A 26219-nucleotide genomic window follows, 5' to 3' on the forward strand; every position below is an offset into this window, starting at 1 on the left:
CCCCACTCGGGTGCCGCACCAGAGACGGCACCGCATCATGGCGAGTGTCGCGCCACCGACGGAGACATGCGGGAATGAGCAAGCAGGCAGCGGAGCACGAGAGCTTCGATTACATCATCGTGGGTGCCGGCTCGGCCGGGTGTGTGCTGGCCAATCGCCTCACGCAGGACCCCGACGTCAGCGTGTTGCTGCTCGAAGCGGGCGGCAAGGACGACTATCACTGGATTCACATCCCCGTCGGTTATCTCTATTGCATCGGCAACCCGCGCACCGACTGGCTGTATCGCACGCAGGCGGAAGATGGCCTGAACGGCCGCTCCCTCGCATATCCGCGCGGGCGGGTGCTGGGCGGTAGCTCGTCGATCAACGGCATGATCTATATGCGCGGGCAGCGCGAGGATTACGACGTGTGGGCCGACGCGACCGGCGACGACGGCTGGCGCTGGGACAACGTGCTGCCGCTGTTCAAGCGCAGCGAAGACCACTACAAGGGCGGCACGGAATTTCACGGCAGCGGCGGCGAGTGGCGGGTGGAGAAGCAGCGTCTGTCGTGGCGTGTGCTCGATTCGTTTGCGGATGCCGCCGAGCAGATCGGCATTCCGAAGACGGACGACTTCAATCGTGGCGACAACTTCGGCATCGGCTACTTCGAAGTGAATCAGCGGCGTGGTGTGCGCTGGAGCGCGGCGAAGGGGTTTCTGCGTCCGGCGTCGCAACGGCCGAACCTGACACTGATCACGGGCGCGAGCGTGAGCCGCATGTTGTTCGAGGGCACGCGCTGCACCGGTGTGGCCTATCGCGGCGGGAATCAGGACTTCACCGCGCTGGCTCGCGCTGAAGTCATCCTCGCGGCGGGCGCGGTGAATTCACCGCATTTGCTGGAAGTCTCGGGCATCGGCAGCGGCGAACGGTTGCGCGGTTTCGGCATCGATGTCGTGGCGGATCTTCCGGGCGTGGGCGAGAACCTGCAGGACCATCTGCAACTGCGCACGGTGTACAAGCTGCGTGGTGTGAAGACGTTGAACACTACGGCGAACAGTCTGCTCGGCAAGCTGAAGATCGGCATGCAGTACGCGTTCGCACAGCGTGGGCCGATGAGCATGGCGCCGTCGCAGATGGGCGCGTTTGCGCGCAGTCGCGAAGACGTGGCGCGTCCTGATCTCGAGTATCACGTGCAGCCGTTGTCGCTCGACAAGTTCGGCGATCCGCTGCACAAGTTCAATGCGTTCACGGCGTCGGTGTGCAACCTGCGCCCGACCTCGCGCGGCAACGTGCATCTGACGTCGCCGGATGCGCGTGTTGCGCCGAGCATCGCGCCACATTATCTGTCGACGGAGTCGGACTTGCGCGTGGCGGCGGATGCGATCAAGTTGACGCGTCGCATCGTGGGCGCGCCGGCGTTCGCGCGTTACGAGCCGCGCGAATATCTGCCGGGACCGTCGTACCAGAGCGACGAAGACCTGATGCGTTCGGCGGGCGACATCGGCACGACGATTTTCCATCCGGTCGGCACCTGCCGCATGGGACGCGCGGACGATCCTGACGCGGTGGTCGACGCGCAACTGCGGGTGCGCGGCGTGCAGAACCTGCGGGTGGTCGACGCGTCGGTCATGCCGGTGATTACGTCGGGCAACACGAACTCGCCAACCATCATGATTGCCGAACGGGCGAGCGACATGATTCGCGCGGCGCGCAAAGCCGGGCGGTGAGTGACCCGAAAGCGAGCCCGAGCCGGGCAACAACGGATGGACCCAATACAAGGCCCTTGGCTCGGGCGGCTTTGTCACGCTCGCCGCTTTTCGGCGATTCCGGATTTCCAGACAGTCGCCAAAATCTTACGTAGTAATACCTAATGTCCGCGCGGCAAGGGGCACGCGTTGATCGCCGCAAGCTATCGAACGCGCATTTGCGTGTGCCGCAAAAGCCTTGTGCCATAAGGGCTTTGCGCACGGTTGCAGCATGTGACCGAACGTTCTTCGATGCGTGTGAACATGCGCGTTTCGAAGGGAGAGATGCTTAGTGCAAATCCCAATGATCGCGTTGCAGCAAACCACACACAATAACGTTTCCCTATGTGCGACCGAACCAAGAATTCGGCGCCGCATGCGGGACGCGGGGCACTTCGCCGACGACGACATAACGTGACGTCATCCGGCTGCCTCGCGGTTGTCACAGACGATGGTGCCGGGCCCCACACACGCCTCGCACCGCCAACCAGGAATGTGGCAGGAGACATGGCGAACAACGATTACATTCTCGAAACCCGCGGACTCACGAAAGAGTTCCGTGGCTTCACCGCGGTGAACGGCGTCGACCTGCGCGTCGCGCGCGGCACCATCCACGCACTCATCGGACCGAACGGCGCCGGCAAGACCACCTGCTTCAACCTGCTCACGAAATTCCTCGTGCCCAGTGCAGGCTCGATCACTTTCAACGGTGAAGACATCACCCGCGAGGCTCCCGCGCAGATCGCCCGACGCGGCATCATCCGCTCGTTCCAGATCTCCGCCGTGTTCCCGCACCTCACCGTGATCGAGAACGTGCGCATCGGTCTGCAACGCAATCTCGGCACCGCGTTCCATTTCTGGAGCAGCAGCCGCACGCTGCGTCAACTCGATGCGCGCGCAATGGAACTGCTCTCCGAGGTCGGCCTCACCGAGTTCGCCCACACCCTCACCGTGGAGCTGCCCTACGGTCGCAAGCGTGCACTTGAAATCGCAACCACGCTTGCTATGGAACCCGAACTAATGTTGCTCGACGAGCCCACGCAAGGCATGGGGCATGAAGACGTCGATCGTGTCACGGCACTCATCAAGAAAGTGTCGGCCGGACGCACGATCCTGATGGTCGAGCACAACATGAACGTGATCGCGGGTATTTCCGACACCATCACCGTGCTCCAGCGCGGCGAAGTGCTCGCCGAAGGGCCGTATCACGAAGTCTCGAAGAATCCGCAGGTGATGGAGGCCTACATGGGCACCGCGGACGGCGAATTGCAGGGAGCCCACGCGTGAAAACGTCTACCTACGGTAATGGCAACGGAAGTGCTGGCGCAAATGTGCCGGCGCTGGAAGTCGAAGGTCTGCAAGCCTGGTACGGCGAATCGCACATCCTGCACGGCGTCGATCTGACGGTCGGACGCGGCGAAGTCGTCACGCTGCTCGGCCGCAACGGCGCCGGACGCACGACCACGCTGCGCGCGATCATGGGCCTCACGGGCAATCGTCAGGGCTCGATCCGCATCGCCGGTGAAGAGACGATTCATCTGCCGACCTACAAGGTCGCGCACCACGGCGTGGGCTACTGCCCGGAAGAGCGCGGCATTTTCGCGAGCCTCTCGTGCGAGGAAAACCTCTTGCTGCCGCCGTATATCGGCATGAGCGGCAATCGTCGCGAAGACGGCGGGCGTGGCATGTCGCTCGACGAGATCTACGACATGTTCCCGAACCTCAAGGAGCGGCGCCACAGTCAGGGCACGCGCCTGTCGGGCGGTGAGCAGCAGATGCTGGCCGTGGCGCGCATTCTGCGCACGGGCGCGAACCTGCTGCTGCTCGACGAAATCTCCGAAGGCCTCGCGCCGGTGATCGTGCAGACGTTGGCGCGCATGATCACCACGCTCAAGTCACGGGGCTACACCATCGTGATGGTGGAACAGAATTTCCGTTTTGCGGCTCCGCTGGCCGATCGCTTCTATGTGATGGAGCACGGCAAGATCGTGGAGCGCTTCGGCGCTCCGGAGCTGGAAACGAAGATGCCGGTGCTGCACGAGTTGTTGGGGGTATGAGGTGAGCTACCCGATGCGTGTGCGCGTCGGGCGATGGACCCAGGCGATCAAATCCACGAAGGAGACGAAGATGACGATGCGGATGAAGGCGTTGGCCGTTGCGGCTGCGTTCGGTTTTGCGGCAATGGCCTCGCAGGCCCATGCCGATGGCAATACGGTGAAGATCGGTTTCATTACCGACATGTCGGGCCTGTACACCGACATCGACGGCCAGGGTGGTGCGGAAGCCATCAAGATGGCCATCGCCGACTTCGGCGGCAAGGTGCTCGGCAAGCCGGTCGAACTGGTCACCGCCGATCACCAGAACAAGGCCGACGTGGCGGCGTCGAAGGCACGTGAGTGGTTCGACCGCGGCGGCGTGGACATGCTCATCGGCGGTACCAACTCGGGTACGGGCCTCGCCATGAACAAGGTCTCGGCCGAGAAGAAGAAGGTCTACATCAACGTGGGTGCCGGGTCGGATGCCCTCACCAACGATCAGTGCCAGCCGTATGGCGTGCACTATGCCTACGACACCGTGGCGCTCGCCCGCGGTACGGGCTCGGCCGTGGTGAAGGCGGGCGGCAAGTCGTGGTACTTCCTGACGGCCGACTACGCGTTCGGTCACGCGCTCGAGAAGGCCACGGCCGACGTGGTCAAGGCCAACGGCGGTACGGTCAAGGGCGCCGTGCGTCACCCGCTCTCGGCGTCGGACTTCTCGTCGTATCTGCTCCAGGCGCAGTCGTCGGGTGCGCAGGTGCTGGGTCTGGCGAACGCCGGTGGCGACACGATCAACGCGATCAAGGCCGCGAAGGAGTTCGGTATCAAGGGCAAGATGCAGATCGCCGGTCTGCTCGTGTTCATCAACGATATCCACTCGCTGGGTCTGGATAACACCGAAGGCATGTACCTGACCGACAGCTGGTACTGGGACAAGGACGACAAGACGCGTGCCTTCGCCAAGCGTTACTTCGAGAAGATGAAGAAGATGCCGTCGAGCCTGCAGGCCGGCGACTATTCGGCCACGATGACCTACCTGAAGGCAGTGCAGGCGGCAGGCACGACCGACGCCGACAAGGTCATGGATCAGCTTCACAAGATCAAGATCGACGACATGTTCAGCAAGGGCTACATCCGCAAGGACGGCACGATGGTCCACGACATGTACCTGATGCAGGTGAAGTCGAAGAAGGAATCGAAGGCACCTTGGGACTACTACAAGGTGGTCGCCACGATCCCGGGCGAGAAGGCGTTCACGACCGAAGCCGAGTCGACCTGCAAGCTCAAGTAAGCGCAGTCTGAACGCGATGCAATCCAAGCGGCGGGACGTGTGTCCCGTCGCGACCTTTCTCCCCGAGAATCGATTTCGATGGACTTTCTAGGCATCCCCCTGCCGGCGCTGTTGAGCCAACTGCTGCTGGGACTGGTGAACGGCTCGTTCTACGCCATGCTGAGCCTCGGCCTGGCGGTGATTTTCGGTCTGCTCAACGTGATCAACTTCGCGCACGGCGCGTTGTTCATGCTGGGTGCCATGCTCGCCTGGATGGGCGGCAACTATCTCGGCCTGAACTACTGGGTCATGCTGATTCTCGCCCCCATCGTGGTGGGCCTCGTCGGGATTGTGATCGAGCGCACGATGCTGCGCTGGATCTACAAGCTCGATCACCTCTACGGCCTGCTGCTGACGTTCGGGATCACGCTCGTACTCGAAGGCGTGTTCCGTTCGATCTATGGCGTATCGGGCCAGCCGTTCGACGCCCCCGACATGCTCTCGGGCGCGACCAACCTCGGCTTCATGTTCATGCCGAACTATCGCGCGTGGGTCGTGGTGGCCTCGCTGATCGTGTGTTTCGCGACCTGGTTCGTCATCGAGAAGACGAAGATCGGCGCCTATCTGCGCGCCGGCACGGAGAACCCGAAGCTCGTGGAAGCGTTCGGTGTGAACGTGCCGCTCATGATCACGCTCACGTACGGCTTCGGTGTCGCGCTCGCGGCGTTCGCCGGTGTGCTCGCCGCGCCGGTCATCCAGATCTCGCCGCTCATGGGGCAGTCGATGATCATCACCGTGTTCGCGGTGGTCGTGATCGGCGGCATGGGCTCGATCATGGGCTCGATCGTCACCGGTCTGATGCTCGGCGTGATCGAAGGCTTTACCAAGGTGTTCTACCCGGAAGCGTCTGCGACCGTGGTGTTCGTCATCATGGTGATCGTGTTGCTGCTGCGCCCGGCTGGGCTGTTCGGCAAACAAAAGTAAGGGGCAGACCATGCAACAACAGATGCAACAACGGGTGCTGTATTCGCTTTTGCTGCTCGCGCTGATCGTGGCGCCGTTCGCCGGCGCCTACCCGGTCTTCGTCATGAAGGTGCTTTGCTTCGCACTCTTCGCCTGTGCGTTCAACCTGCTGCTCGGCTTCACGGGGCTGCTGTCGTTCGGTCACGCCGCCTTCTTCGGCAGCGCGGGGTATGTGACCGGCTACGCGATTCGCAATCTGGGCTTCACGCCGGAAGTGGGCATTCTCGCAGGGGTGATCGCCGGAGCGGTGTTGGGGCTGGTGATCGGGTTGCTGGCCATTCGTCGTCAGGGCATCTACTTCGCCATGATTACGCTCGCACTCGCGCAGATGCTGTACTTCCTGTGCCTGCAAGCGCCGTTCACGGGCGGGGAAGACGGTCTGCAAGGCGTGCCGCGCGGCAGCCTGTTCGGCGTGCTGCCGCTCGACTCGGATCTCACGCTCTACTACGTGGTGCTGGCGATCTGCGCATTGGGCTTCCTGTTGATCATGCGTATCGTGCACTCGCCGTTCGGTCAGGTGCTCAAGGCGATCAAGGAAAACGAGCCGCGTGCGATTTCGCTGGGCTATGACGTCGATCGCTTCAAGCTGCTGGCGTTCGTGCTGTCGGCAACGCTTGCGGCCCTGGCCGGGTCGACCAAGACCGTGGTGCTGGGCTTCGAAACGCTCACCGACGTGCACTGGACGATGTCGGGCATGGTGATCCTGATGACGCTCGTGGGCGGGCTGGGCACGATGCTCGGGCCGGTCGTGGGGGCGGTGGTCATCATCGTGCTCGAGAACAAGCTCGGTGACATCGGCAACTGGCTGGCGACGGCCACCGGCGTCACGTGGTTCCAGACGCTCGGCGAGTCGGTGACGATCGTGATCGGTGCCATCTTCATCATCTGCGTGCTGGCGTTCCGGCGCGGCCTGGTGGGCGAACTGGTGGCGCGCAGCCGCTTCTTCCGCGGAATGTCGCAGTCGTCGTAAGCGATGGGTTGGCAGGGGACGGGCGCACCGCGGTGGGGCGTCCGATCGCCACCCTGGCGCGTGTATGTCGGAAAAAACCTAATTTGTAGGGGTAAATGCTGACTTGTGGTGCATCGGGTGCTCCTTTATTCTCTCCCTCAGTTCGCGTCACAGCAGGATATAGGGGCGAGGAACGAGGAGACAATAAGCGCGAAAACGCGCACCGCCAAAAAGGAAAGCGCTGTTGGAGAAGACTCCAACAGCGCTTTTTATATTGTGCGTCGCCGTCGTGCGACGTCATCGTCCGCCGGCGCCCGCCGCAGTGTCGACAGCCGAGTGCGCTTGCTTCGCACACATGTGTACCCCACCTCGAACGCCACCTTCCGCGCGTTATCGAAGGCTTCCCCGCAGTTTCTCCGCGTCTTTCCCACGTTTCACGCCGTAGTACGAGAATCACATCGCCTGAATGCGCGCAACGCCAGCGAAAAACGCTATGCTCGCTGCTTTCACCGATCGCGCCAATGGCGCCGGGTCGCCGTGGCAATGCCGGCGCGAATGTATGGGGAATGTATGTTGACGAGTTGGGCGCTGAGCGACTTGCTGATGCTCGCGGGTGGGGCGTTTCTGGCCGGGCTGGTCGACGCCGTGGTCGGTGGCGGTGGACTGATCTCGGTGCCGACGCTTTTTGCCGTATTTCCGAATGCTGCGCCGCCGGTGCTGTTCGGCACGAACAAGATGGCGGGCGTCTGGGGCACGGCCTCAGCTGCCGTGCGCTACGCTCGCGGTGTGCAGTTGCGCTGGGCCATTCTGGTGCCCGCGACCGTGGCGGCATTCGTCTTCTCGTTCTGCGGTGCCTACGCGGTCACGCACATTCCCGCCGACGTGCTGCGCAAGCTCTTGCCGTTCGTGCTCGTGGGTGTGGCGATCTACACGCTGCGCAAAAAGGATTTCGGCACCGTTCACGCCCCTGTGAAGGGCGGGACAAGGGTGACCCTCATGGCGATCGTCGTGGGCGGCGCCATCGGCTTCTACGACGGTTTCTTCGGCCCGGGCACGGGCAGCTTCCTGGTATTCCTGTTTGTCCGCCTGTTCGGTCAGGACTTCGTCAACGCGTCGGCGTCGTCGAAGATCGTGAACGTGGCGACCAATCTCGCCGCGCTCTGGCTCTTCGGCATGGGTGGGCACGTGTGGTGGCAGGTCGGGGCGGGCATGGCTGTCATGAACGTGCTGGGCAGTCAGGTGGGCACCCGTCTCGCGCTCAGGCACGGTGTGGGCTTCGTACGGCGCATGTTCCTGTTCGTGCTCGCCGTGCTGATCGTGAAGACCGGCTACGACGCGTTTTTGCGCGCCTGACGATGTCCGTGACATGCCTGCGGGCGTCGAGCGACAGCTGTGCTCGATGCCACATGTGGGGAAACCGCACTTTACGAAACGGCAAAGGTGCCCGTAAGATGGGCGACGATTTGCCGACTGCGCGGTCGGTTAATGACGCAAGAGCGACGCAAGAGCGACGCACAAGCGACGCGCAACCGCACACAAAAGCGGTCGCATCGCGGCTAAAAAAACGAATTCGAAATTTTTGTGAGGAGACCCAAATGAAACTGAAGTTGCTGTGCATGGCATCGGCGATGATGCTGGTCGCGGGCGTTGCAAACGCCCAGGTGAAGATTGGTGTGTCGCTGTCGGCGACCGGTCCGGCGGCTTCGCTGGGCATTCCCGAGAAGAACACCATCTCGCTCATGCCGAAGACGATTGCCGGCCAGACCGTGCAATACATCGTGCTCGACGACGCAACCGACACCACGACCGCCGTCAAGAACATGCGCAAGCTGATCAGCGAAGATCACGTTGACGCCGTGCTCGGCTCGACCGTCACGCCGAACTCGCTGGCCATGGTCGACGTGGCTGCCGAGACGCAGACCCCGGTGATCTCGATGGCCGCCGGTGCCGCGATCGTCGAACCGGTCGACGCCAAGCGCACGTGGGCGTTCAAGACGCCGCAGAACGACATTCTGATGGCCACCGCCATTGCCAAGCACATGGCCGACAACGGCGTGAAGACGGCCGCGTTCATCGGCTTCGCGGATGCGTACGGTGAGGGCTGGTACAAGGAATTCCAGAAGGCCGCCGATCTGAACAAGATCAAGATCGTGGCCAACGAGCGCTTCAACCGTGCCGACACCTCGGTGACCGGCCAGGCGCTGAAGGTCATGGGCGCGAATCCGGATGCCGTGCTGATCGCCGGTTCGGGCACGCCGGCGGCACTGCCGCAGCGCACGCTCAAGGAGCGCGGCTACAAGGGCAAGATGTACCAGACGCACGGCGTGGCCAACAACGACTTCCTGCGCGTTTGCGGCAAGGACTGCGAAGGCACGTATCTGCCGGCCGGCCCGCTGCTCGTGGTCGAGCAACTGCCGAACGACAACCCGGTGAAGAAGTCGGCCGCTGCGTACAAGGCTGCGTATGAGAAGGCCTACGGCGCCGGCTCGATCTCGACCTTCGGCGGTCACGCCTGGGACGGCGGCCTGCTGCTGCAAGCCACCATTCCGGTTGCGCTGAAGAAGGCCAAGCCGGGCACGCCGGAATTCCGTGCCGCCCTGCGCGAAGCGCTGGAGAACGTGAAGGACATGCCGGGCACCGCCGGTATCTTCAACATGAGCAAGAACGACCACAACGGTCTGGATCAACGCTCGCGCGTGATGGTGCAAATCGTCGACGGCAAGTGGAAATTGGCGAACTGATACGCGTCGGGGCTGCCTATAGCACGCAGGCATGCCCCGTTGTCGTATCCGAAGTATTGCGGAATCACGGCCCGGACTGACCGTTCGGGCCGAAAGAACGGGCGTTCGCGCCCGTTTTTTTTGAGCGTGGTAGTTTCGCGCATCGCAAAGAGACGGCAGGACATGCGACACGAGCGGCACATGAGAGGCCGCATTGTCCCAACCTGATCGCGCAGCCGGGGGGCTGAGCGCGATCCTTTCGAGCGTAAATCCATGACGGGTGAATTCGAACACCGCAATCTATCTCTGGTGTTGCTACAGACGCGTGAGGCGGTGATGGGGCTGTTCCGGCCCTTGCTCAATTGTTACGACATCACGGAACAACAATGGCGTGTCATACGGGCCGTCAACGATAGCGATTCCGGGGAGATGGAGATCGGGCAGGTCGCACGCGAGTGCTGCATTCTCAGTCCCAGTCTGTCGGGCATGCTCGAGCGCATGGAGGCGTCCGGCCTCATCATGCGTCGCCGCGTGGCCGCCGACCAGCGCCGGGTGATGGTGTCGCTTACGCCGTCGAGCCGGGCGCTGTGCAAGAAGCTCGGCCCGTTGGTCGAGGAGCGCTACCGCTATCTGGAAGACAAGGTCGGGCGCGACACGCTCGCCGACATCTACCGGTTGCTCGACGTCGTGCGCGAAGCCTTGCCGCCGGAAGTGCTCGCGGAAGCGCCTTCGCTGCCGACCAAGCCGCGCCGTCGCCGCAAGCCGGCCGCGTAAGCGGGACGAAATCGGGCGAAAGCGGGCTGAAATCGAGCGAAGCCCGCGAAAAGGCGGGTGATTACGACGATGTGGGGCATCGGGATTCAGGAGACACCAGACAGTTCCGTGTTGCCGCCTCAGTAATCACCCGGGTTTTACCAATGCATAACGATTTATACAATTCATAATTCGCTGCACTGCCGCACGGGGACCCGAGAGGGAAACGTTGGGGTGCGTCGAACTGAAGGGGAACGGGGGCGGCAGCGCGCCGCACCGTGCATCACACCGGCTGTCTCGCCAGCCGGTTCAAGAAGTACTCAAACGAAGTGAGAGGAGCATGGATCTTTCGATTGCAGCCATCCTGGCGCAGGACGGCATCACCACGGGTGCGATTTATGCCTTGTTGGCATTGGCGCTCGTGTTGGTGTTCTCCGTTACCCGCGTCATTTTCATTCCGCAGGGCGAGTTCGTGTCGTATGGCGCGCTCACGCTGGCGGCACTGCAAACCCAGAAGTTTCCGCTGACGAGCTGGTTGCTCGTTGCGATGGGCGTATGCACATTCATCGTCGAGACGGCGAGCGTGTTGCGTCACAGTGAGCGCCGCAAGCTGGCCGGACGGCTGGTACCGGTGTTTGCGGGCAAATATCTGGTGTTTCCGATCGCTGTGTTCTTCGTCGTCCAGGCGCTGGCACCGATGACGCTGCCGATGCTCGTGCAGATCGCCATCACGCTGCTGCTGGTCGTGCCGATGGGACCGATGCTCTATCGCCTGGCCTATCAGCCCCTGGCCGAAGCCAGCACGCTGTTGCTGCTGATCGTCTCGGTCGGTGTGCATTTCGCCCTTACGGGGCTGGGTCTGGTGATGTTCGGGGCCGAAGGTTCGCGCACGCAGGCGTTCTCCGACGCGAGCTTCAACATCGGCTCCGTGATGGTCTCCGGCCAGAGCCTGTGGGTCGTGGGCGTGTCGGTCGTGATGATTATCGCGCTGTACTTCTACTTCGATCGTTCGCTTTCGGGCAAGGCCTTGCGCGCGACGGCCGTGAATCGACTGGGCGCGCGTCTGGTGGGTATCGGCACCGTGCAGGCAGGGCGTCTGGCGTTCACGCTGGCGGCCGTGCTGGGCGTGCTGTGCGGCATTCTCATCGCACCGATCACCACCATTTACTACGAATCGGGCTTCCTGATCGGCCTCAAGGGCTTCGTGGGCGCGATCATCGGCGGTCTGGTGAGTTACCCGCTCGCGGCGCTCGGCGCCATTCTCGTGGGCCTGCTGGAGTCGTACTCGTCGTTCTGGGCGAGTGCGTACAAAGAGGTCATCGTCTTCACGCTGATCCTTCCGGTGCTGCTGTGGCTGTCGCTCACGAGCAAGCATGTGGAAGAAGACGAGGAATAAGCCGGGGCGGACCACAGAATGAAAAACAAATACTTCCTGATTTTCCTGGTATTGCTGGCCGTGTTGCCGGTACTGCCTGCACCGGTGCGTTTGCCTGAGTATTGGGTGACGCTGCTCAACTACATCGGCCTGTACAGCATTGTGGCCATCGGCCTCGTGCTGCTCACGGGCGTGGCCGGCATGACCTCGTTCGGTCAGGCCGCGTTCGTCGGTCTGGGCGCCTATGCGACGGCCTATCTGACGACGGCCTTCGGCGCATCGCCGTGGCTGGGCCTGATCGTCGGTATCGTCATCACGGCGGCCGCGGCGCTCGTCATTGGTGCCATCACCATGCGCCTGTCGGGCCACTTCCTCCCGCTGGGCACGATCGCCTGGGGCCTCTCGCTGTACTACCTGTTCGGTAACCTCGAGTTCCTGGGCAAGTACGACGGCCTGAACGATATCCCGACCATCAACCTCTTCGGCCTCGAGCTGGCGAGTGGCCGTCAGATGTTCTATCTCATCTGGGTCGTGGTCGTGTTGTCGGTGGTGTCCGTCAAGAACCTGCTCGACTCGCGCTCCGGCCGTGCCATTCGTGCGCTCAAGGGCGGCGGCGTAATGGCCGAAGCGATGGGCGTGAACACCGCGTGGATGAAAGTCGTCGTGTTCGTCTACGCGGCCGTGCTCGCCGCAATTTCCGGCTGGTTGTACGCGCACTTGCAGCGCGCCGTGAACCCCACGCCGTTCAACCTCAACCACGGTATCGAATACCTGTTCATGGCTGTGGTCGGCGGCGTGTCGCATGTCTGGGGCGCCGTGCTGGGTGCAGCGATCCTGACGGTGCTCAAGGACTACCTGCAGAACATTCTGCCGGTGCTGCTGGGTGCCAACGGCAACTTCGAGACCATCGTCTTCGGTATCTTGCTGGTGCTGTTGCTGCAATACGCTCGTGATGGCGTGTGGCCGTTCTTCGGGAAGATCTTCCCGGCGCGACGTGTGGCCAAGGCGCCGGAGCAGGCCGAGCCGCTGGGCCATCGGCCCAAGCCGGCTGTGGGCGAGGTCGTGCTCAAGCTCGAGAAGGCTCGCAAGGAATTCGGCGGTCTCGTGGCGGTGAACGACGTGTCGTTCCAGGTGAAGGCGGGGGAAATCGTCGGCCTGATCGGTCCGAACGGTGCGGGCAAGTCGACCACCTTCAACCTCGTGACTGGCGTGTTGCAAGCCACTCGCGGCGAGATTTCGTTCCTGGGTGAGCGCATCGATCGCCTGCCGTCGCGCGAGATCGTCAAGCGCGGCATCGGTCGGACATTCCAGCACGTGCGCCTCATGCCGCAGATGAGTGTGCTTGAGAACGTGGCCATTGGCGCGTATCTGCGCGACAAGAACGGCCTGCGTCGTCGTCCGCAAGGCGGTGTGTGGTCCAGCGTGCTGCGTCTGGACCGTCACGAAGAGGCCATGCTGCTGCACGAAGCCAAGAAGCAGATCGAGCGTGTGGGTCTTGGGGCGCACATGTACGACGAAGCCGGCAGTCTCGCGCTGGGTCAGCAACGTATTCTGGAAATTGCACGGGCGTTGGCGTGCGATCCGACGCTGCTGTTGCTCGACGAACCGGCAGCCGGCCTGCGTTACAAGGAGAAGCAGGCGCTCGGTGACTTGCTCAAGAAGCTCAAGGACGAGGGCATGAGCGTGCTGCTGGTCGAGCACGACATGGACTTCGTGATGAATCTGACCGACCACCTGGTGGTGATGGAGTTCGGCACCAAGATCGCCGAGGGGCTGCCGGAAGACGTGCAGAAAAACCCGGCGGTGCTCGAAGCGTACCTTGGAGGAGTGGAGTGATGGCAGACGCAATTCTGGAGGTCAAGGACCTCGCTGTCGCATACGGCAAAGTCGAGGCCGTGCATGGGGCGCATTTGCGCGTCGGAGCGGGCCAGATCGTGACCGTGATCGGTCCGAACGGGGCAGGCAAGTCGTCGATGCTCAACGCCATCATGGGCGCGCTGCCGCACAACGGATCGAGCAAGGGCAGTGTGGCCTATCTCGGTCACGAGATGTCGGCGCTGACCATCGAAGCCCGCGTATCGCGCGGCATGTGCCTCGTGCCGGAAAAGCGCGAGCTGTTCTCCACCATGACCGTCGAGGACAACCTGCTGCTGGGCGCCTACCGTCGCAAGCGCGCGGGGGAGAAGAACTTCCTGGACCAGATGGAAGTGGTCTATGCGCTGTTCCCGCGCCTCAAGGAGCGTCGCGTTCAACAGGCGGGGACGCTCTCCGGTGGCGAGCGCCAGATGCTGGCGGTGGGCCGCGCGTTGATGGCCAAGCCGCAACTGCTCATGCTCGACGAGCCGAGCCTGGGCCTGGCACCGCTGATCGTGAAGGAAATCTTCCATATCATCAGTGACTTGCGTAAGACGGGCGTGGCGACGCTGCTCATTGAACAGAACGCTCGTGCGGCTTTGCAGGTGGCCGACTACGGCTACGTGATCGAAACGGGTGAGCTTGCGTTGGAAGGCCCGGCACAGGAGCTGGCGAACAATCCCAAGGTGATTGAGACCTATCTGGGATTGGCGAAGAAGGCTGCATGATGCGACTTCGTTGATGACTGGAAATGCTGGAAGAAAGGCCCGCCAATTCGGCGGGTTTTTTTTCGTCCCGAGCGTCGACGCATGCGCTGTGAGTCGGTATCCGTCCCCATTTATTCCGGCACGGATTGTCGCGTTATCCCCAGACTGCGCGAACTCACTTATTCACAGTTGCTTGTGGATAGTTGTGGGTAACTGAAATCTATGGCGCACTGCCGCAATAAGGGGTTGCGAGATTTTTTGAAAATTCTCGGACAAAACCGACTTCAGGTTATCCACAGAAAAGCAAATTACGAATCGAAGTTTTGCAGGCGTGCTGCGGGTGTGGATAAAGTCGTCGGATGATCGGCTCGGGCGATGTGCTTTCGATGTCTGCGGGCCAGTTTCGCTTTTGGGGTTTTGAGGACATTTGCGGTATTTTTCTGGCGGCGGTATCGGGGCGGGGACACTACGACCTGCTGCGTCCGGAGTATCCTTCTGCGAACGTCTGGGTGGGGATTGGCGGCACCCTGACGGCGCGCCAACTCTTAAGTCGCTCCGTCAGGGCACTTCTAATCCCCACTCATCGATTTTCCCTTGCCAAGACAGGCCGCCCGCACGTGCACCGATCGTTTCACCAGGGATCTCGGAATTTCATCCGGGCGGGCTGCATCGGAATTCTGCGGTTAGCTAATACACGTTGAGACTGTCGTACGCGCTGGGGCATTTAAGTGTTGCCGTTGTGCGCTTCTCGACCGTGCGCCTCGCTTGTAACTAGTCCGTCTCCATTGGCAGAGTGAGGCGGTGGTGTTTCACGTGAAACAGAGACCCTGACTTCCTCGATGGTTTCACCCCCGGAAGATTGCGTGGCGGAGATCGGCGGTGCTCTGACGGAGCGACTTTAAGTTGGGGTGCAGTCGGCGTGCCGGTAATCTCCTCGGCCCGGAAGTGGGAGAAGGCGAGGGGGCATCGAAAGGATGGGGTGTAGCTGTCGAAGCGCGCCGGGTAACGCCGAACGGAGCGAGGGCCGGAATACATCGTACGTTTCACGTGAAACAGAGACCCTGACTTCCTCGATGGTTTCACCCCCGGAAGATTGCGTGGCGGAGATCGGCGGTGCTCTGACGGAGCGACTTTAAGTTGGGGTGCAGTCGGCGTGCCGGTAATCTCCTCGGCCCGGAAGTGGGAGAAGGCGAGGGGGCATCGAAAGGATGGGGTGTAGCTGTCGAAGCGTGCCGAGTTACGCTGAACGGAGCGAGGGCAGGAATACATCGGACGTTTCACGTGAAACAGAGGCCCTGAATTCCCGATGGTTTCACTCCGGAAGATTGCGTGGCGGAGATTGGCGGTGCTCCGCCGGAGCGACTTTAAGTCGGAGCGCAGTCGGAGTGCCGGCAATCTCCGCGGCTCGGAAGTGGGAGAAGGCGAGGGGCATCGAAAGGATGGGGTGTAGCTGTCGAAACGTACCGGGTAACGCCGAACGGAGCGAGGGCCGGAATACATCGTACGTTTCACGTGAAACAGAGACCCTGAATTCCTAGATGGTTTCACCCCGGAAGATTGCGTGGCGGAGATTGGCGGTGCTCTGACGGAGCGACTTTAAGTTGGAGCGCAGTCGGGGTGCCGGCAATCTCCGTAGCCCGGAAGCGAGAGAGGCTGGAGCTTATCGATGTGTAGTGTTGCCGGCGGAGCGCGTCGATCACCCGCGGACGAAGCGAGTGTTCGGAAGGCCATCGCATGTTTCACGTGAAACGGCCCCGACAATCCTTCGGTCGTATCCTTCCGGCTAATGGAAATAGTACCGGTGACGAAGATGTTTCACGTGGAACCGTCCCCAAAACCGTCGTTTTCCACGCACGTTCCACGTGAAACATCGTCGTGGTTACAAATGATGCAGCGCAATACCGCTATAATTCCGCAATTACCGAATCCAGAGAGTTTGCCGCACGCGGCAAAATTGAGATGCTTTATCCGACCGAGTTCGACGTGATCGTGGTAGGTGGCGGCCATGCCGGCACTGAGGCTGCGCTCGCCTCGGCCCGCATGGGCTGTAAGACACTTCTGCTCACCCACAACATCGAAACGCTCGGCCAGATGAGCTGCAATCCCTCCATTGGCGGGATCGGCAAGGGGCATCTCGTCAAAGAGGTCGATGCATTGGGTGGCGCCATGGCCGCGGCTACGGACGAGGGCGGCATCCAGTTCCGTATCCTCAATTCGTCCAAAGGCCCGGCCGTGCGTGCGACGCGTGCCCAAGCCGACCGTCTTCTCTATAAGCAGGCCATCCGTCATCGCCTCGAGAATCAGCCGAATCTCTGGCTGTTCCAGCAGGCTGTGGAAGACCTGATGGTTGAGGGAGAGCGGGTCGTTGGCGCCATTACGCAGGTCGGATTGCGCTTCCGTGCCCGTGCCGTGGTGCTGACCGCCGGGACCTTCCTCGACGGCAAGATCCACGTTGGACTCAACAACTACGTGGGCGGGCGCGCCGGTGATCCGGCGGCTGTCAGCCTGTCCGCACGCCTCAAAGAGTTGAAGTTGCCGCAAGGTCGGTTGAAAACCGGTACGCCACCGCGTATCGACGGCCGATCCATCGACTTCTCCGTGCTCGAAGCGCAACCCGGTGACCTTGATCCGGTGCCCGTCTTCTCGTTCCTTGGCCGCCCCGAACAGCATCCGCACCAAGTGCCGTGCTGGGTGACGCATACCAACGAACGCACGCACGATATCATCCGCGCCGGGCTCGACCGCTCGCCCATGTACACCGGCGTCATCGAGGGGGTAGGGCCGCGCTATTGCCCGTCCATCGAAGACAAGATTCATCGGTTCGCGGACAAGACGTCGCACCAGATCTACCTCGAACCCGAAGGCCTCACGACCAACGAGTTCTACCCCAACGGCATTTCTACGAGCCTGCCTTTCGACGTGCAGCTCGAACTGGTTCGCTCGATGAAGGGCATGGAAAATGCCTACATCCTGCGCCCGGGTTACGCCATCGAGTACGACTACTTCGATCCGCGTGGCCTGCGTAGCTCGCTTGAAACCCGCGTCATTTCCGGCCTGTTCTTCGCCGGACAGATCAACGGCACGACCGGCTATGAAGAAGCCGCCGCACAGGGCCTGCTTGCAGGGATCAACGCTGCGCTGCAAGTGCAGGGACGCGACGCCTGGTGCCCGCGCCGCGATCAAGCCTACCTCGGCGTGCTCGTCGATGACCTGATTACGCGTGGCGTGTCCGAGCCGTATCGCATGTTCACCAGCCGCGCGGAGTATCGCCTGTCGCTGCGGGAAGACAATGCCGATATGCGCTTGACCGAAATCGGTCGCGAGCTTGGTGTGGTGGACGATATCCGTTGGGAGGCGTTCTGCCGCAAACGCGATGCTGTTTCACGTGAAACAGAACGTCTCAAAACCACGTGGGTGAATCCGAAGACGTTCCCGGCGGAAGACGCCGAGCCGTTGCTCGGTAAGGCCATTGATCACGAGTATTCGCTGGCCGATCTGTTGCGCCGCCCGGAAGTCGGGTACGACGCACTGATGGCCGTGCAGGGCGGTCGCCTGGCGCCCGAAGGCGTGCTCTCCGACGATCCGATTCAGGCCAACCAGATTCGCGAGCAGATCGAGATCGCGGTGAAGTATCAGGGCTACATCGACCGTCAGGCCGATGAGATCGTCCGCAAGGAAGCCAACGAAAACACCGTGCTGCCTGCCAACATCGACTACAACGATGTTCGTGGGCTGTCGATCGAGGTCCGCCAGAAGCTCAACGCGCAGCGTCCCGAAACCTTGGGACAGGCCTCGCGCATCTCCGGCGTGACGCCTGCCGCGATTTCGCTGTTGATGATTCACCTCAAGAAAGGGCTCGGACGCCGTCGCGCGCCGGAGAATACGACTCCCGATGCAGGTCCCGCCGACGGCGGTGACCAGCACGCAGCCTGACGCGGAGACTCGATGACGTCTTCGCGCCATACCGCCGGTCACGGCGGCAACGAACTCGCTGCGCTATTGGCTGACGGTATCCGGCAGCTCGGGCTTTCGCTCGATGCCGAACAACAGGCGTGTCTGCTCGACTATCAGGCACTGCTGGCGAAGTGGAACGCTTCGTTGCAGATGACCTCCATTCGTGACCCGAAGCAGATGGTCGTCAAGCATCTGCTCGATTCGCTGTCCATTCTGCCGCGCCTCGACCGTGAGCCGATTTCACGTGTCCTTGACGTTGGCTCAGGCGGCGGCCTGCCCGGCGTGGTGCTCGCCATCGTGCGTCCCGACTGGCAGGTGACGGTCAACGACATCGTCCATAAGAAGACGGCGTTCCTTACCCAGGCGCGTGCCACCTTCAAGCTGACCAACCTGACGGTCGTCACCGGCCGGGTCGAGTCGCTTGTCGTGGGCAAGGAAGTGCCTGCCGCATTCGACGCGATCGTCTCGCGTGCTTTCGCCGAGTTGACCGATTTCGTGTCGCTTGCCCACAACCTGCTCGCCCCTGGCGGCAGCTTCTGGGCGATGAAGGGCGTGGCCGCCGAAGGCGAGCTGGCCTTGCCCGACGGCTTCTCGCTGGTCGAGCGCCTGGCGCTGAACGTACCGTTTCTCGACGCCGAGCGCCATTTGCTCCGCGTGAAGGTGAGCGCATGAACAAGATGACCCGCTGGGCCGGGGCCGTCATGGTCGGTTTTTCGGTGATGGCCGCCGTCGCCTGGGCGCAATCCGGGCAGGAATCGCTCACGACCCGCGTGCGTCCCGTACAAAAGATCGACAAGACGCGTTATGTCGGCACGTGGTACGAAATAGCACGCTATCCGAATTTCTTCGAGCGAAAATGTGTGTCGGACGTGACCGCAGAGTACAAGGCACGCGCCGACGGCAAGATCGAAGTCACGAACAAGTGTCGCAAGGAAGACGGGACCTGGGTCAGCGATGCCGGTCTCGCGCGTACGGATGGGCAGGGCACCGGCACGGCGCGCTTCAAGGTCACGTTTGCACCCGACTGGCTGCGCTGGATTCCCTGGCTTTGGGCGAACTACTGGGTTATCGTGCTCGACGGCGACTACCAGTATGCCGCCGTTGGAGAGCCGGGCCGCGAGTATCTGTGGATTCTCTCGCGCACACCGACGATCGACGTCGACACCATGAATCAAATGCGTGCTCAGCTCCGCAAGCAAGGCTATGACACCGACAAGCTGGTGTTGACGCCCCAGAAGGCGAGCGCGCCGTAAGCACTACGCGCCGGCGTGTCTGACGCCGGCCAAGGCCAGAAAGGCCAGCAAGCGAAAAACTGAGCTTTGCTCAGGTAATCGATTTGACGGGACACCCCGTTCGGCGTGCGGCAATACCTGTTTGCAGGACCGGGTTTCATCCCGGCAGCATCTGAATCAATCGCACCAACCGCATCAACCGCATCAACAAGGCAGCATTCGGAGGACTACATCGGCATGGCGAAAATTTTCTGCGTGGCCAATCAGAAGGGCGGCGTCGGCAAGACGACCACCACGGTGAACCTCGCTGCCGGGCTGGCGTCGCACGGGCAGCGAGTCCTGTTGGTCGACCTCGATCCGCAGGGCAATGCGACCATGGGCAGCGGTATCGACAAAGGGTCGCTCGAAGCGAGCGTGTACGAAGTGCTGGTCGACGGCGTCGACGTGGCGACGACGTGCCAACGCTCGGAGTCGGGCAACTACGACCTGCTGCCCGCGAACCGCGAACTGGCGGGGGCGGACGTGGAGCTCGTTTCGCTGGAGAACCGCGACACCCGCCTCAAGCAGGCGCTCGCCAAAGTCGACGACGCCTATGATTTCGTCCTCATCGACTGCCCGCCGACACTCTCGCTGCTCACGCTCAACGGCCTGTGTGCCGCGCATGGCGTGATCATCCCGATGCAATGCGAGTACTTCGCGCTCGAGGGGCTGTCGGACCTCGTCAACACGATCAAGCAGGTGCACGCGAATCTGAACCGCGACCTGAAGGTCATCGGATTGCTGCGTGTCATGTTCGACCCGCGTATCACGCTGCAACAGCAAGTCTCGGAGCAGCTCAAGGAGCACTTCGGCGACAAGGTTTTCAACGCGATCATTCCGCGTAACGTGCGGCTCGCCGAAGCGCCGAGCTACGGCATGCCGGGTGTCGTTTTCGATCCCGCTTCACGCGGCGCGAAAGCGTATCTGCAATTCGGCGCGGAAATGATCGCGCGCATTCAAACTATGTAAGGCGCATACGCGCAGGAACGCATTGTCATGGCGACCAAGACCAACGCACTGAAAAAAAAGGGCCTGGGCCGCGGCCTCGAAGCGCTGCTCGGCGCGCACGCCGACAACCATAACGGGGCCGGCGAGACGAGCGCCGAGGGAGCACCTTCGGTGATGGCGCTCGAGCGTCTTCAGGCCGGTAAGTATCAACCGCGAACGCGCATGGATGAGGGCGCATTGCAGGAACTCGCCGCAAGCATTCGCGCGCAGGGCCTCATGCAGCCGATTCTGGTGCGACGTGTCGATGGTGAGAAGTACGAAATTATTGCGGGCGAGCGACGTTTTCGCGCGGCGCGTATCGCGGGGCTGTCCGAAGTGCCGGTGCTCGTGCGAGACGTCGCCGACGAAGCCGCGGCCGCGATGGCACTCATCGAGAACATTCAGCGCGAAGATCTGAATCCGCTCGAAGAAGCGCAGGGCATTCAACGCTTGCTCGGTGAATTCAGCTACACGCACGAGCAGGCTGCCGAGTCGCTGGGTCGCTCGCGCAGCGCGGTGTCGAACCTGCTGCGTTTGCTCAATCTCGCACAGCCGGTGCAGACGATGCTGCTCGCAGGCGATCTCGACATGGGGCACGCGCGTGCGCTGCTCGCCGTCGACGCCGCCACGCAGATCACGCTGGCGAATCAGGTGGTGAACAAGCGCCTGTCGGTGCGCGACACGGAGCGCATCGTCAACGCATCGCTCAAGCCGCAGGGAGATGGCATTCGCCGTCGTCCTGCGGAAGAGGGCGGTCGCGATGTCACGCGTCTCGAAGAAGAGCTGTCGGATCTGCTCGCCTCGAGCGTGAAGATCAAGGTCGGCCGCAAGGGCGCCGGACAACTCACCATCGAGTTCGGCAGCCTCGATGCACTCGACGGTATTCTCGCGCGCATTCGCGCCGAGTAAGTTCGGTATCCTGATTGTTTCGTCGTGAGCGAATCCACCGGCGACCCGGTAGACAAAGAGACGGCGGCGGCGCCGACTGCGACGCCTCGTCCGGCGGCTGACACCTCGTCCGCTCACGGTACGTTCGGCGCGCGCGTCAAACGTGCGCTACGGTCGACGTTCGAGCGCGTGCGCGGCGATCCCGTATTGCTCATCCTGCTCGCGGCGTTCGTGGTGCTGCAGATCGTGCGGCCGGCGAGCGTGGGCGCGCTGTTCGCTCGCGTCGACCAGCACACGATCCTCACGCTCGCGGGGCTGCTGATGCTCACGCGAGCCATCGACCAGAGCGGCTTTCTCGATTGGCTCGCACAACGATTGCTGCGCGCGTTTCGCACGGAGCGACGTCTCGCGCTATTGATGGTGACGTTCGCTGCCGCGCTCTCGACGCTGCTGACCAACGATGTCGCGCTCTTCGCCGTGGTGCCGCTCGCACAATCGCTTGCCCGTATTGCCCCCGTACGTATCGAGCGACTGATCATCTTCCTCGCCCTCGCGGTGAATGCCGGATCGAGCCTGACACCGTTTGGCAATCCTCAGAATCTCTTCCTCTGGCAGCAAAGCGGCATGAGCTTCGGTGCCTTCGTCGTCATGATGACGCCGCTCACGCTGGCGCTCATGGCGGTACTGCTCGCGATTTGCGCGTTTGCCTTCGACTCGCGCGCGCTGCATTTCCAGCGACACGGCCCCAGGCACAACGTGCGGTGGCCGCTGCTTTGGACCGCGCTGGTGCTGTTCGCGGGCTTCGTCGCGCTTGCCGATCACGGATTTGCCGCCTGGGCGTGTGCCGCCGTGGTGGTCGTGCTACTCGCCGTGCGACGCAACGCGGTACTCGGCATCGACTGGCTGCTGCTCGCGATCTTCGTGCTGATGTTCGTCGTGCTTCGCGGGCTGGCGGGCTTGCCCGAGGTGCGCGCCGCGCTGGGGCACTTCGACTTCGGCGGGGCGACGATGGCCTATGCGGGTGCTGCCGTCCTCTCACAGTTCATCAGCAACGTGCCTGCGGCGATTCTGCTCGCCGAGTACAGCCACAACTGGCCTGCACTCGCGCACGGCGTAGCCGTGGGCGGGTTCGGTCTGGCCGTCGGCTCGCTGGCCAATCTGATCGCGTTGCGCATGGCGAAATCGAAACAGATCTGGTGGCACTTTCACTGCCTTTCCGTCCCGTTTTACGTGGTGGCACTCGTGTTGGGGTTCGTTGCCCTGAAATGGGTCTGATCGCGCGTGGAATGTCTCTCAGGTGGCGCGATCGTGCGGCGTTTACGCGGAATGCCGCGCTGCACCATGAGTAAAATCGCGCTCCATGAGAGTTGGCGCCAAATCGAAGCATGCACTGCACAATTTCGGCGAATTTGTTGTGCGTTTAGATTGACTGGCGTTCGTAATGTCCCGTAAAATCTCGCGGATTTATCTGCTTGAAGAGCCCATTCGTTTTGCACGAGTCGGGCGGGGAGGCTACGAGATGACCGACGAAAAACGGTCGAACTTGGAACCGAAACCGCAAGCGCCGGCACATGCATCATCAGAGGTTTGGGACGACGAGCAGGAGCAAGAAACAATCGTTCCGCTCACGCGTGCGCAGGCCGAGCGCCTGTTCGGTCCCGATGTGGGGCGCGCATCCCGTGTGACTCCATTCAGGGTGGTGGGAGCCCAGGTACTACTGTCGCTGGTAGCGACACTTGCCTGGTGGTTGCTCTCGGCATCGCCACGAGACGCGGCGGTGTCCGCATGGCTGGGCGGAATGATCGGATGGATCCCGGGCGCATTGTTTGCGCTGCGGTTAAGAATGTCAGGTGATCGCCTCTCCGTCGGTTCGTTGGTGATGGGAGAAGCGGTCAAGGTAGTCACGACGATCGCGTTGTTGGTGGCAGTAGCGTTCGGTTACCCAAATGTTCACTGGGTAGCGTTCCTGGTCACCTTTGTGCTGACGCTGAAAGCCTATTGGCTGGCGATGGCACTGAAGTAGCGGTGAAACACCCGCTCACGCGTCGACACGCTACCGTGTGCGGATTTTCATAATTGGGTGTTTGATCGCTATGTCAGTAGAAGCCGGCCACGCTCCGAACCCGTCGGAGTACATTTCGCACCACCTGCAGAACCTCGCGAGCTCGCATCAGACTAGCATCGTCGATTTTTCGATCATCAACTGGGACACCATGTTCTGGTCGATCGCGATGGGCGTTCTGGGCTGCTTCCTGCTGTGGTTGGCTGCCCGTAAGGCGACCTCGGGCGTGCCGGGCCGTTTCCAGGCCGCGGTCGAGATGCTCGTCGAAATGGTGGAAGACCAGTCGAAGAGCATCGTGCACGGCAACCGTGCCTTCATCGCACCGCTCGCGCTGACCGTGTTTGTCTGGGTCGCGCTCATGAACTCGCTTGACCTGCTGCCCGTCGACCTGCCGTCGACGATCATCCGCTGGGTCGGCCTCGATTCCATCATCACGCACCACCGCATTGTGCCGACGGCCGACCTCAACGGCACGCTCGGTATCGCTGTCGGCGTGCTCATCCTGATGCTGTATTACAGCTTCAAGATCAAGGGCGCAGGCGGCTTCATGCACGAGCTGTTCACCGCACCGTTCGGTAATCACTTCCTGCTGTGGATCCCGAACCTGCTGCTCAACCTCATCGAATTCTGTGCCAAGACCGTGTCGCTCGGTATGCGACTGTTCGGCAATATGTACGCCGGCGAGCTGGTGTTCCTGCTGATCGCGCTGCTGGGCGGTATCTGGAGCTTTGGCGCAGATGCGTCGGTGCTGGGTTTTGTCGGTCACGTCATTGCCGGCACCGCATGGGCGATTTTCCACATCCTGATCGTGTTGCTCCAGGCGTTCATCATGATGATGCTGACGTTGGTGTACCTCGGCCAGGCGCACGACCATCACTGATCGGTTGTTGCGGTAGTTACGAGTTTTCCGAGTTTCAAGTTTTTCAAATTTTCAAGTTTCAAGTCTCTATCCATAAGGAGTAATCATGCAAGCTTTCATCGCCAACATCCAGGGTCTGACCGCTATCGGTATCGGTATCATCATCGGTCTGGGTGCTATCGGTGCCTGTCTGGGTATCGCACTGATGGGTGGCAAGTACATCGAAGCATGCGCACGTCAGCCTGAGCTGATGAACCCGCTGCAAACGAAGATGTTCCTGCTGGCCGGCCTGATCGACGCTGCATTCCTGATCGGCGTGGGCGTTGCCATGCTGTTCGCCTTCGCGAACCCGCTGCTGTCGAAGCTCGCTTAAGTTACTTTCGGCCGGTCGCGCAATGATCCGCGCGACCAACTGGACATGAACGGCGCGCCCAAGCCAGCAGGCACAATGGGGCGCGCTGTTTTGCCAATCGACTCGCATCACCGAAAGGAAACACCGTGAACATCAACGCAACTCTGTTCGCGCAAACCGTCGTGTTTCTGATCCTGGCGTGGTTCACGATGAAGTTCGTGTGGCCGCCGCTGATCAAGGCTATCGACGAACGCGCGAAGAAAATCGCTGACGGTCTGGCTGCCGCCGACAAGGGCAAGGCTGAACTGGATGCCGCCAACAAGCGCTCCACGCAAGCCCTCGCGGAAGCCCGCGACGAAGGCGCGAAGCGCATTGCCGACGCCGAGAAGCGCGCACTGGCTGTGGCCGACGAGATCAAGACGCAGGCGCAAGCCGAAGCGGCTCGTATCATCGCCAACGCCAAGGCAGAAGCCGAGAACCAGGCAGTCAAGGTCCGTGAGACGCTGCGCGAGGAAGTTGCCGGTCTGGCAGTGAAGGGCGCAGAACAGATCCTGAAGCGTGAAGTTGACGCCAAGGCCCACGCCGACCTGCTGAACCAACTCAAGGCAGAGCTCTGATCATGGCCGAACTCGCAACCATCGCTCGTCCGTATGCCGAAGCGTTGTTCCGCGTGGCCAAGTCCGGCGATCTGAATCGCTGGTCGCAGCTCGTGCGCGAACTGGCGCAAGTGGCAGCGCTGCCCGAAGTGGCCAACCTGGCCGACGATCCGAAGGTCGTGCCGTCGCAAGTTGTCGACGTGCTGACTGCCGCCGTGAAATCGACCGACGCCGAAGTGCGCAACTTCGTCGCCGCTGTGGTCGAGAACGGCCGTCTGGCTGCCATGCCGGAAATCGCCGAACAGTTCGAAGCGTTGAAGAACGCTGCTGCCGGTTCGGCAGATGCCACGATCGAAAGCGCCTTCCCGCTCGAAGGTGAGCAACTGACCTCGCTGGTCAAGGGCCTCGAGCACAAGTTCGGCTGCAAGCTCAACCCGACGGTGACGGTAGATCCGTCGCTCATCGGTGGCGTGCGTGTGGTGGTTGGCGACGAGGTGCTGGACACTTCGGTGCGCGCCCGCCTGGCGGCTATGCGGACGTCGCTGACGGCCTGAGGCCGGCGCGATACGCCTGCGACGGCAAGAATTGAATATCAGGAGCACATATGCAACTCAATCCCTCTGAAATCAGCGAACTGATCAAGAGCCGGATTCAAGGTCTCGAGAGCGGCGCCGAAGTCCGTAACGAAGGCACCGTGATCTCGGTGACTGACGGTATCTGCCGCATCCACGGTCTGTCGGACGTGATGCAGGGCGAAATGCTGGAATTCCCGGGCAACACGTTCGGTCTGGCACTGAACCTCGAGCGCGACTCCGTCGGCGCCGTGATTCTGGGCG

Annotated in this window: 23 protein-coding genes and 1 pseudogene; all 24 read left to right on the plus strand. The window is 61.9% G+C overall.

Annotated features, from left to right (window positions below):
* Window positions 1–74: 74 nt before the first annotated feature.
* The gene (locus ABWO90_RS13175) at window positions 75–1709 is read left to right on the plus strand and encodes a GMC family oxidoreductase (protein ID WP_353191680.1); all 1635 of its coding nucleotides are present in this window, start codon (window positions 75–77) and stop codon (window positions 1707–1709) included.
* Between the two features lie 525 nt (window positions 1710–2234).
* A complete protein-coding gene (locus ABWO90_RS13180) occupies window positions 2235–3014 on the plus strand; it encodes an ABC transporter ATP-binding protein (protein WP_353191681.1) in 780 nt (259 codons plus the stop codon).
* A complete protein-coding gene (locus tag ABWO90_RS13185; RefSeq protein ID WP_353191682.1) occupies window positions 3011–3784 on the plus strand; it encodes an ABC transporter ATP-binding protein in 774 nt (257 codons plus the stop codon). The genes ABWO90_RS13180 and ABWO90_RS13185 overlap by 4 nt, the downstream gene beginning before the upstream one ends.
* 76 nt (window positions 3785–3860) lie before the next feature.
* The gene (locus tag ABWO90_RS13190; RefSeq protein ID WP_353191709.1) at window positions 3861–5054 is read left to right on the plus strand and encodes an ABC transporter substrate-binding protein; all 1194 of its coding nucleotides are present in this window, start codon (window positions 3861–3863) and stop codon (window positions 5052–5054) included.
* Window positions 5055–5132: 78 nt separating this feature from the next.
* Window positions 5133–6017, plus strand: a complete 885-nt coding sequence (locus ABWO90_RS13195; protein WP_353191683.1) for a branched-chain amino acid ABC transporter permease — start codon at window positions 5133–5135, stop codon at window positions 6015–6017.
* 10 nt (window positions 6018–6027) lie between these two features.
* On the plus strand, window positions 6028–7026 hold the full coding sequence (locus ABWO90_RS13200) for a branched-chain amino acid ABC transporter permease (RefSeq protein WP_353191684.1): 999 nt from the start codon (window positions 6028–6030) through the stop codon (window positions 7024–7026).
* A 549-nt stretch (window positions 7027–7575) separates the two neighbouring features.
* Window positions 7576–8358: a sulfite exporter TauE/SafE family protein gene (locus tag ABWO90_RS13205; RefSeq protein ID WP_353191685.1), complete on the plus strand. Its 783-nt coding sequence runs from the start codon at window positions 7576–7578 to the stop codon at window positions 8356–8358.
* A gap of 242 nt (window positions 8359–8600) precedes the next feature.
* A complete protein-coding gene (locus ABWO90_RS13210; RefSeq protein ID WP_353191686.1) occupies window positions 8601–9746 on the plus strand; it encodes an ABC transporter substrate-binding protein in 1146 nt (381 codons plus the stop codon).
* A gap of 252 nt (window positions 9747–9998) precedes the next feature.
* Window positions 9999–10499: a homoprotocatechuate degradation operon regulator HpaR gene (gene hpaR / locus ABWO90_RS13215; RefSeq protein ID WP_353191687.1), complete on the plus strand. Its 501-nt coding sequence runs from the start codon at window positions 9999–10001 to the stop codon at window positions 10497–10499.
* A 319-nt stretch (window positions 10500–10818) separates the two neighbouring features.
* Window positions 10819–11874, plus strand: a complete 1056-nt coding sequence (locus ABWO90_RS13220) for a branched-chain amino acid ABC transporter permease (RefSeq protein ID WP_353191688.1) — start codon at window positions 10819–10821, stop codon at window positions 11872–11874.
* A gap of 18 nt (window positions 11875–11892) precedes the next feature.
* Window positions 11893–13689, plus strand: a complete 1797-nt coding sequence (locus ABWO90_RS13225) for a branched-chain amino acid ABC transporter ATP-binding protein/permease (protein WP_353191689.1) — start codon at window positions 11893–11895, stop codon at window positions 13687–13689.
* The gene (locus ABWO90_RS13230) at window positions 13689–14435 is read left to right on the plus strand and encodes an ABC transporter ATP-binding protein (protein ID WP_353191690.1); all 747 of its coding nucleotides are present in this window, start codon (window positions 13689–13691) and stop codon (window positions 14433–14435) included. Before ABWO90_RS13225 ends, ABWO90_RS13230 begins: the two co-directional genes overlap by 1 nt.
* A gap of 1938 nt (window positions 14436–16373) precedes the next feature.
* Window positions 16374–18347, plus strand: a complete 1974-nt coding sequence (gene mnmG / locus ABWO90_RS13235) for a tRNA uridine-5-carboxymethylaminomethyl(34) synthesis enzyme MnmG (RefSeq protein WP_353191691.1) — start codon at window positions 16374–16376, stop codon at window positions 18345–18347.
* 12 nt (window positions 18348–18359) lie between these two features.
* Window positions 18360–19040, plus strand: coding sequence for a 16S rRNA (guanine(527)-N(7))-methyltransferase RsmG (gene rsmG / locus ABWO90_RS13240; protein WP_353191692.1), 681 nt, complete (start codon window positions 18360–18362; stop codon window positions 19038–19040).
* A complete protein-coding gene (locus ABWO90_RS13245) occupies window positions 19037–19621 on the plus strand; it encodes a lipocalin family protein (RefSeq protein WP_353191693.1) in 585 nt (194 codons plus the stop codon). The genes rsmG and ABWO90_RS13245 overlap by 4 nt, the downstream gene beginning before the upstream one ends.
* Window positions 19622–19837: 216 nt before the next feature.
* Window positions 19838–20608 carry a ParA family protein gene (locus ABWO90_RS13250; protein ID WP_353191694.1) on the plus strand — a complete coding sequence of 257 codons (771 nt, stop codon included), beginning with the start codon at window positions 19838–19840 and terminating at the stop codon, window positions 20606–20608.
* 27 nt (window positions 20609–20635) lie between these two features.
* Complete coding sequence (locus ABWO90_RS13255; protein WP_353191695.1) at window positions 20636–21535, plus strand: ParB/RepB/Spo0J family partition protein; 900 nt, start codon at window positions 20636–20638, stop codon at window positions 21533–21535.
* Between the two features lie 168 nt (window positions 21536–21703).
* Window positions 21704–22789 (plus strand): SLC13 family permease, encoded by a 1086-nt coding sequence (locus ABWO90_RS13260; RefSeq protein ID WP_353191710.1) that lies wholly within the window; start codon window positions 21704–21706, stop codon window positions 22787–22789.
* A gap of 244 nt (window positions 22790–23033) precedes the next feature.
* Window positions 23034–23537 (plus strand): ATP synthase subunit I, encoded by a 504-nt coding sequence (locus ABWO90_RS13265; protein ID WP_502922606.1) that lies wholly within the window; start codon window positions 23034–23036, stop codon window positions 23535–23537.
* 70 nt (window positions 23538–23607) lie between these two features.
* The gene (gene atpB, locus ABWO90_RS13270) at window positions 23608–24456 is read left to right on the plus strand and encodes a F0F1 ATP synthase subunit A (protein ID WP_353191697.1); all 849 of its coding nucleotides are present in this window, start codon (window positions 23608–23610) and stop codon (window positions 24454–24456) included.
* A gap of 85 nt (window positions 24457–24541) precedes the next feature.
* Window positions 24542–24808 (plus strand): F0F1 ATP synthase subunit C, encoded by a 267-nt coding sequence (gene atpE, locus ABWO90_RS13275; RefSeq protein ID WP_010807762.1) that lies wholly within the window; start codon window positions 24542–24544, stop codon window positions 24806–24808.
* Window positions 24809–24933: 125 nt separating this feature from the next.
* Window positions 24934–25404, plus strand: a complete 471-nt coding sequence (locus tag ABWO90_RS13280) for a F0F1 ATP synthase subunit B (protein WP_353191698.1) — start codon at window positions 24934–24936, stop codon at window positions 25402–25404.
* Window positions 25405–25406: 2 nt separating this feature from the next.
* On the plus strand, window positions 25407–25937 hold the full coding sequence (locus ABWO90_RS13285) for a F0F1 ATP synthase subunit delta (RefSeq protein WP_353191699.1): 531 nt from the start codon (window positions 25407–25409) through the stop codon (window positions 25935–25937).
* Between the two features lie 50 nt (window positions 25938–25987).
* A pseudogene (locus ABWO90_RS13290) lies at window positions 25988–26219 on the plus strand (F0F1 ATP synthase subunit alpha); the annotation flags it as partial.

The sequence above is a fragment of the Pandoraea pnomenusa genome (assembly GCF_040391475.1).
GTDB classification, from domain to species: domain Bacteria; phylum Pseudomonadota; class Gammaproteobacteria; order Burkholderiales; family Burkholderiaceae; genus Pandoraea; species Pandoraea pnomenusa_C.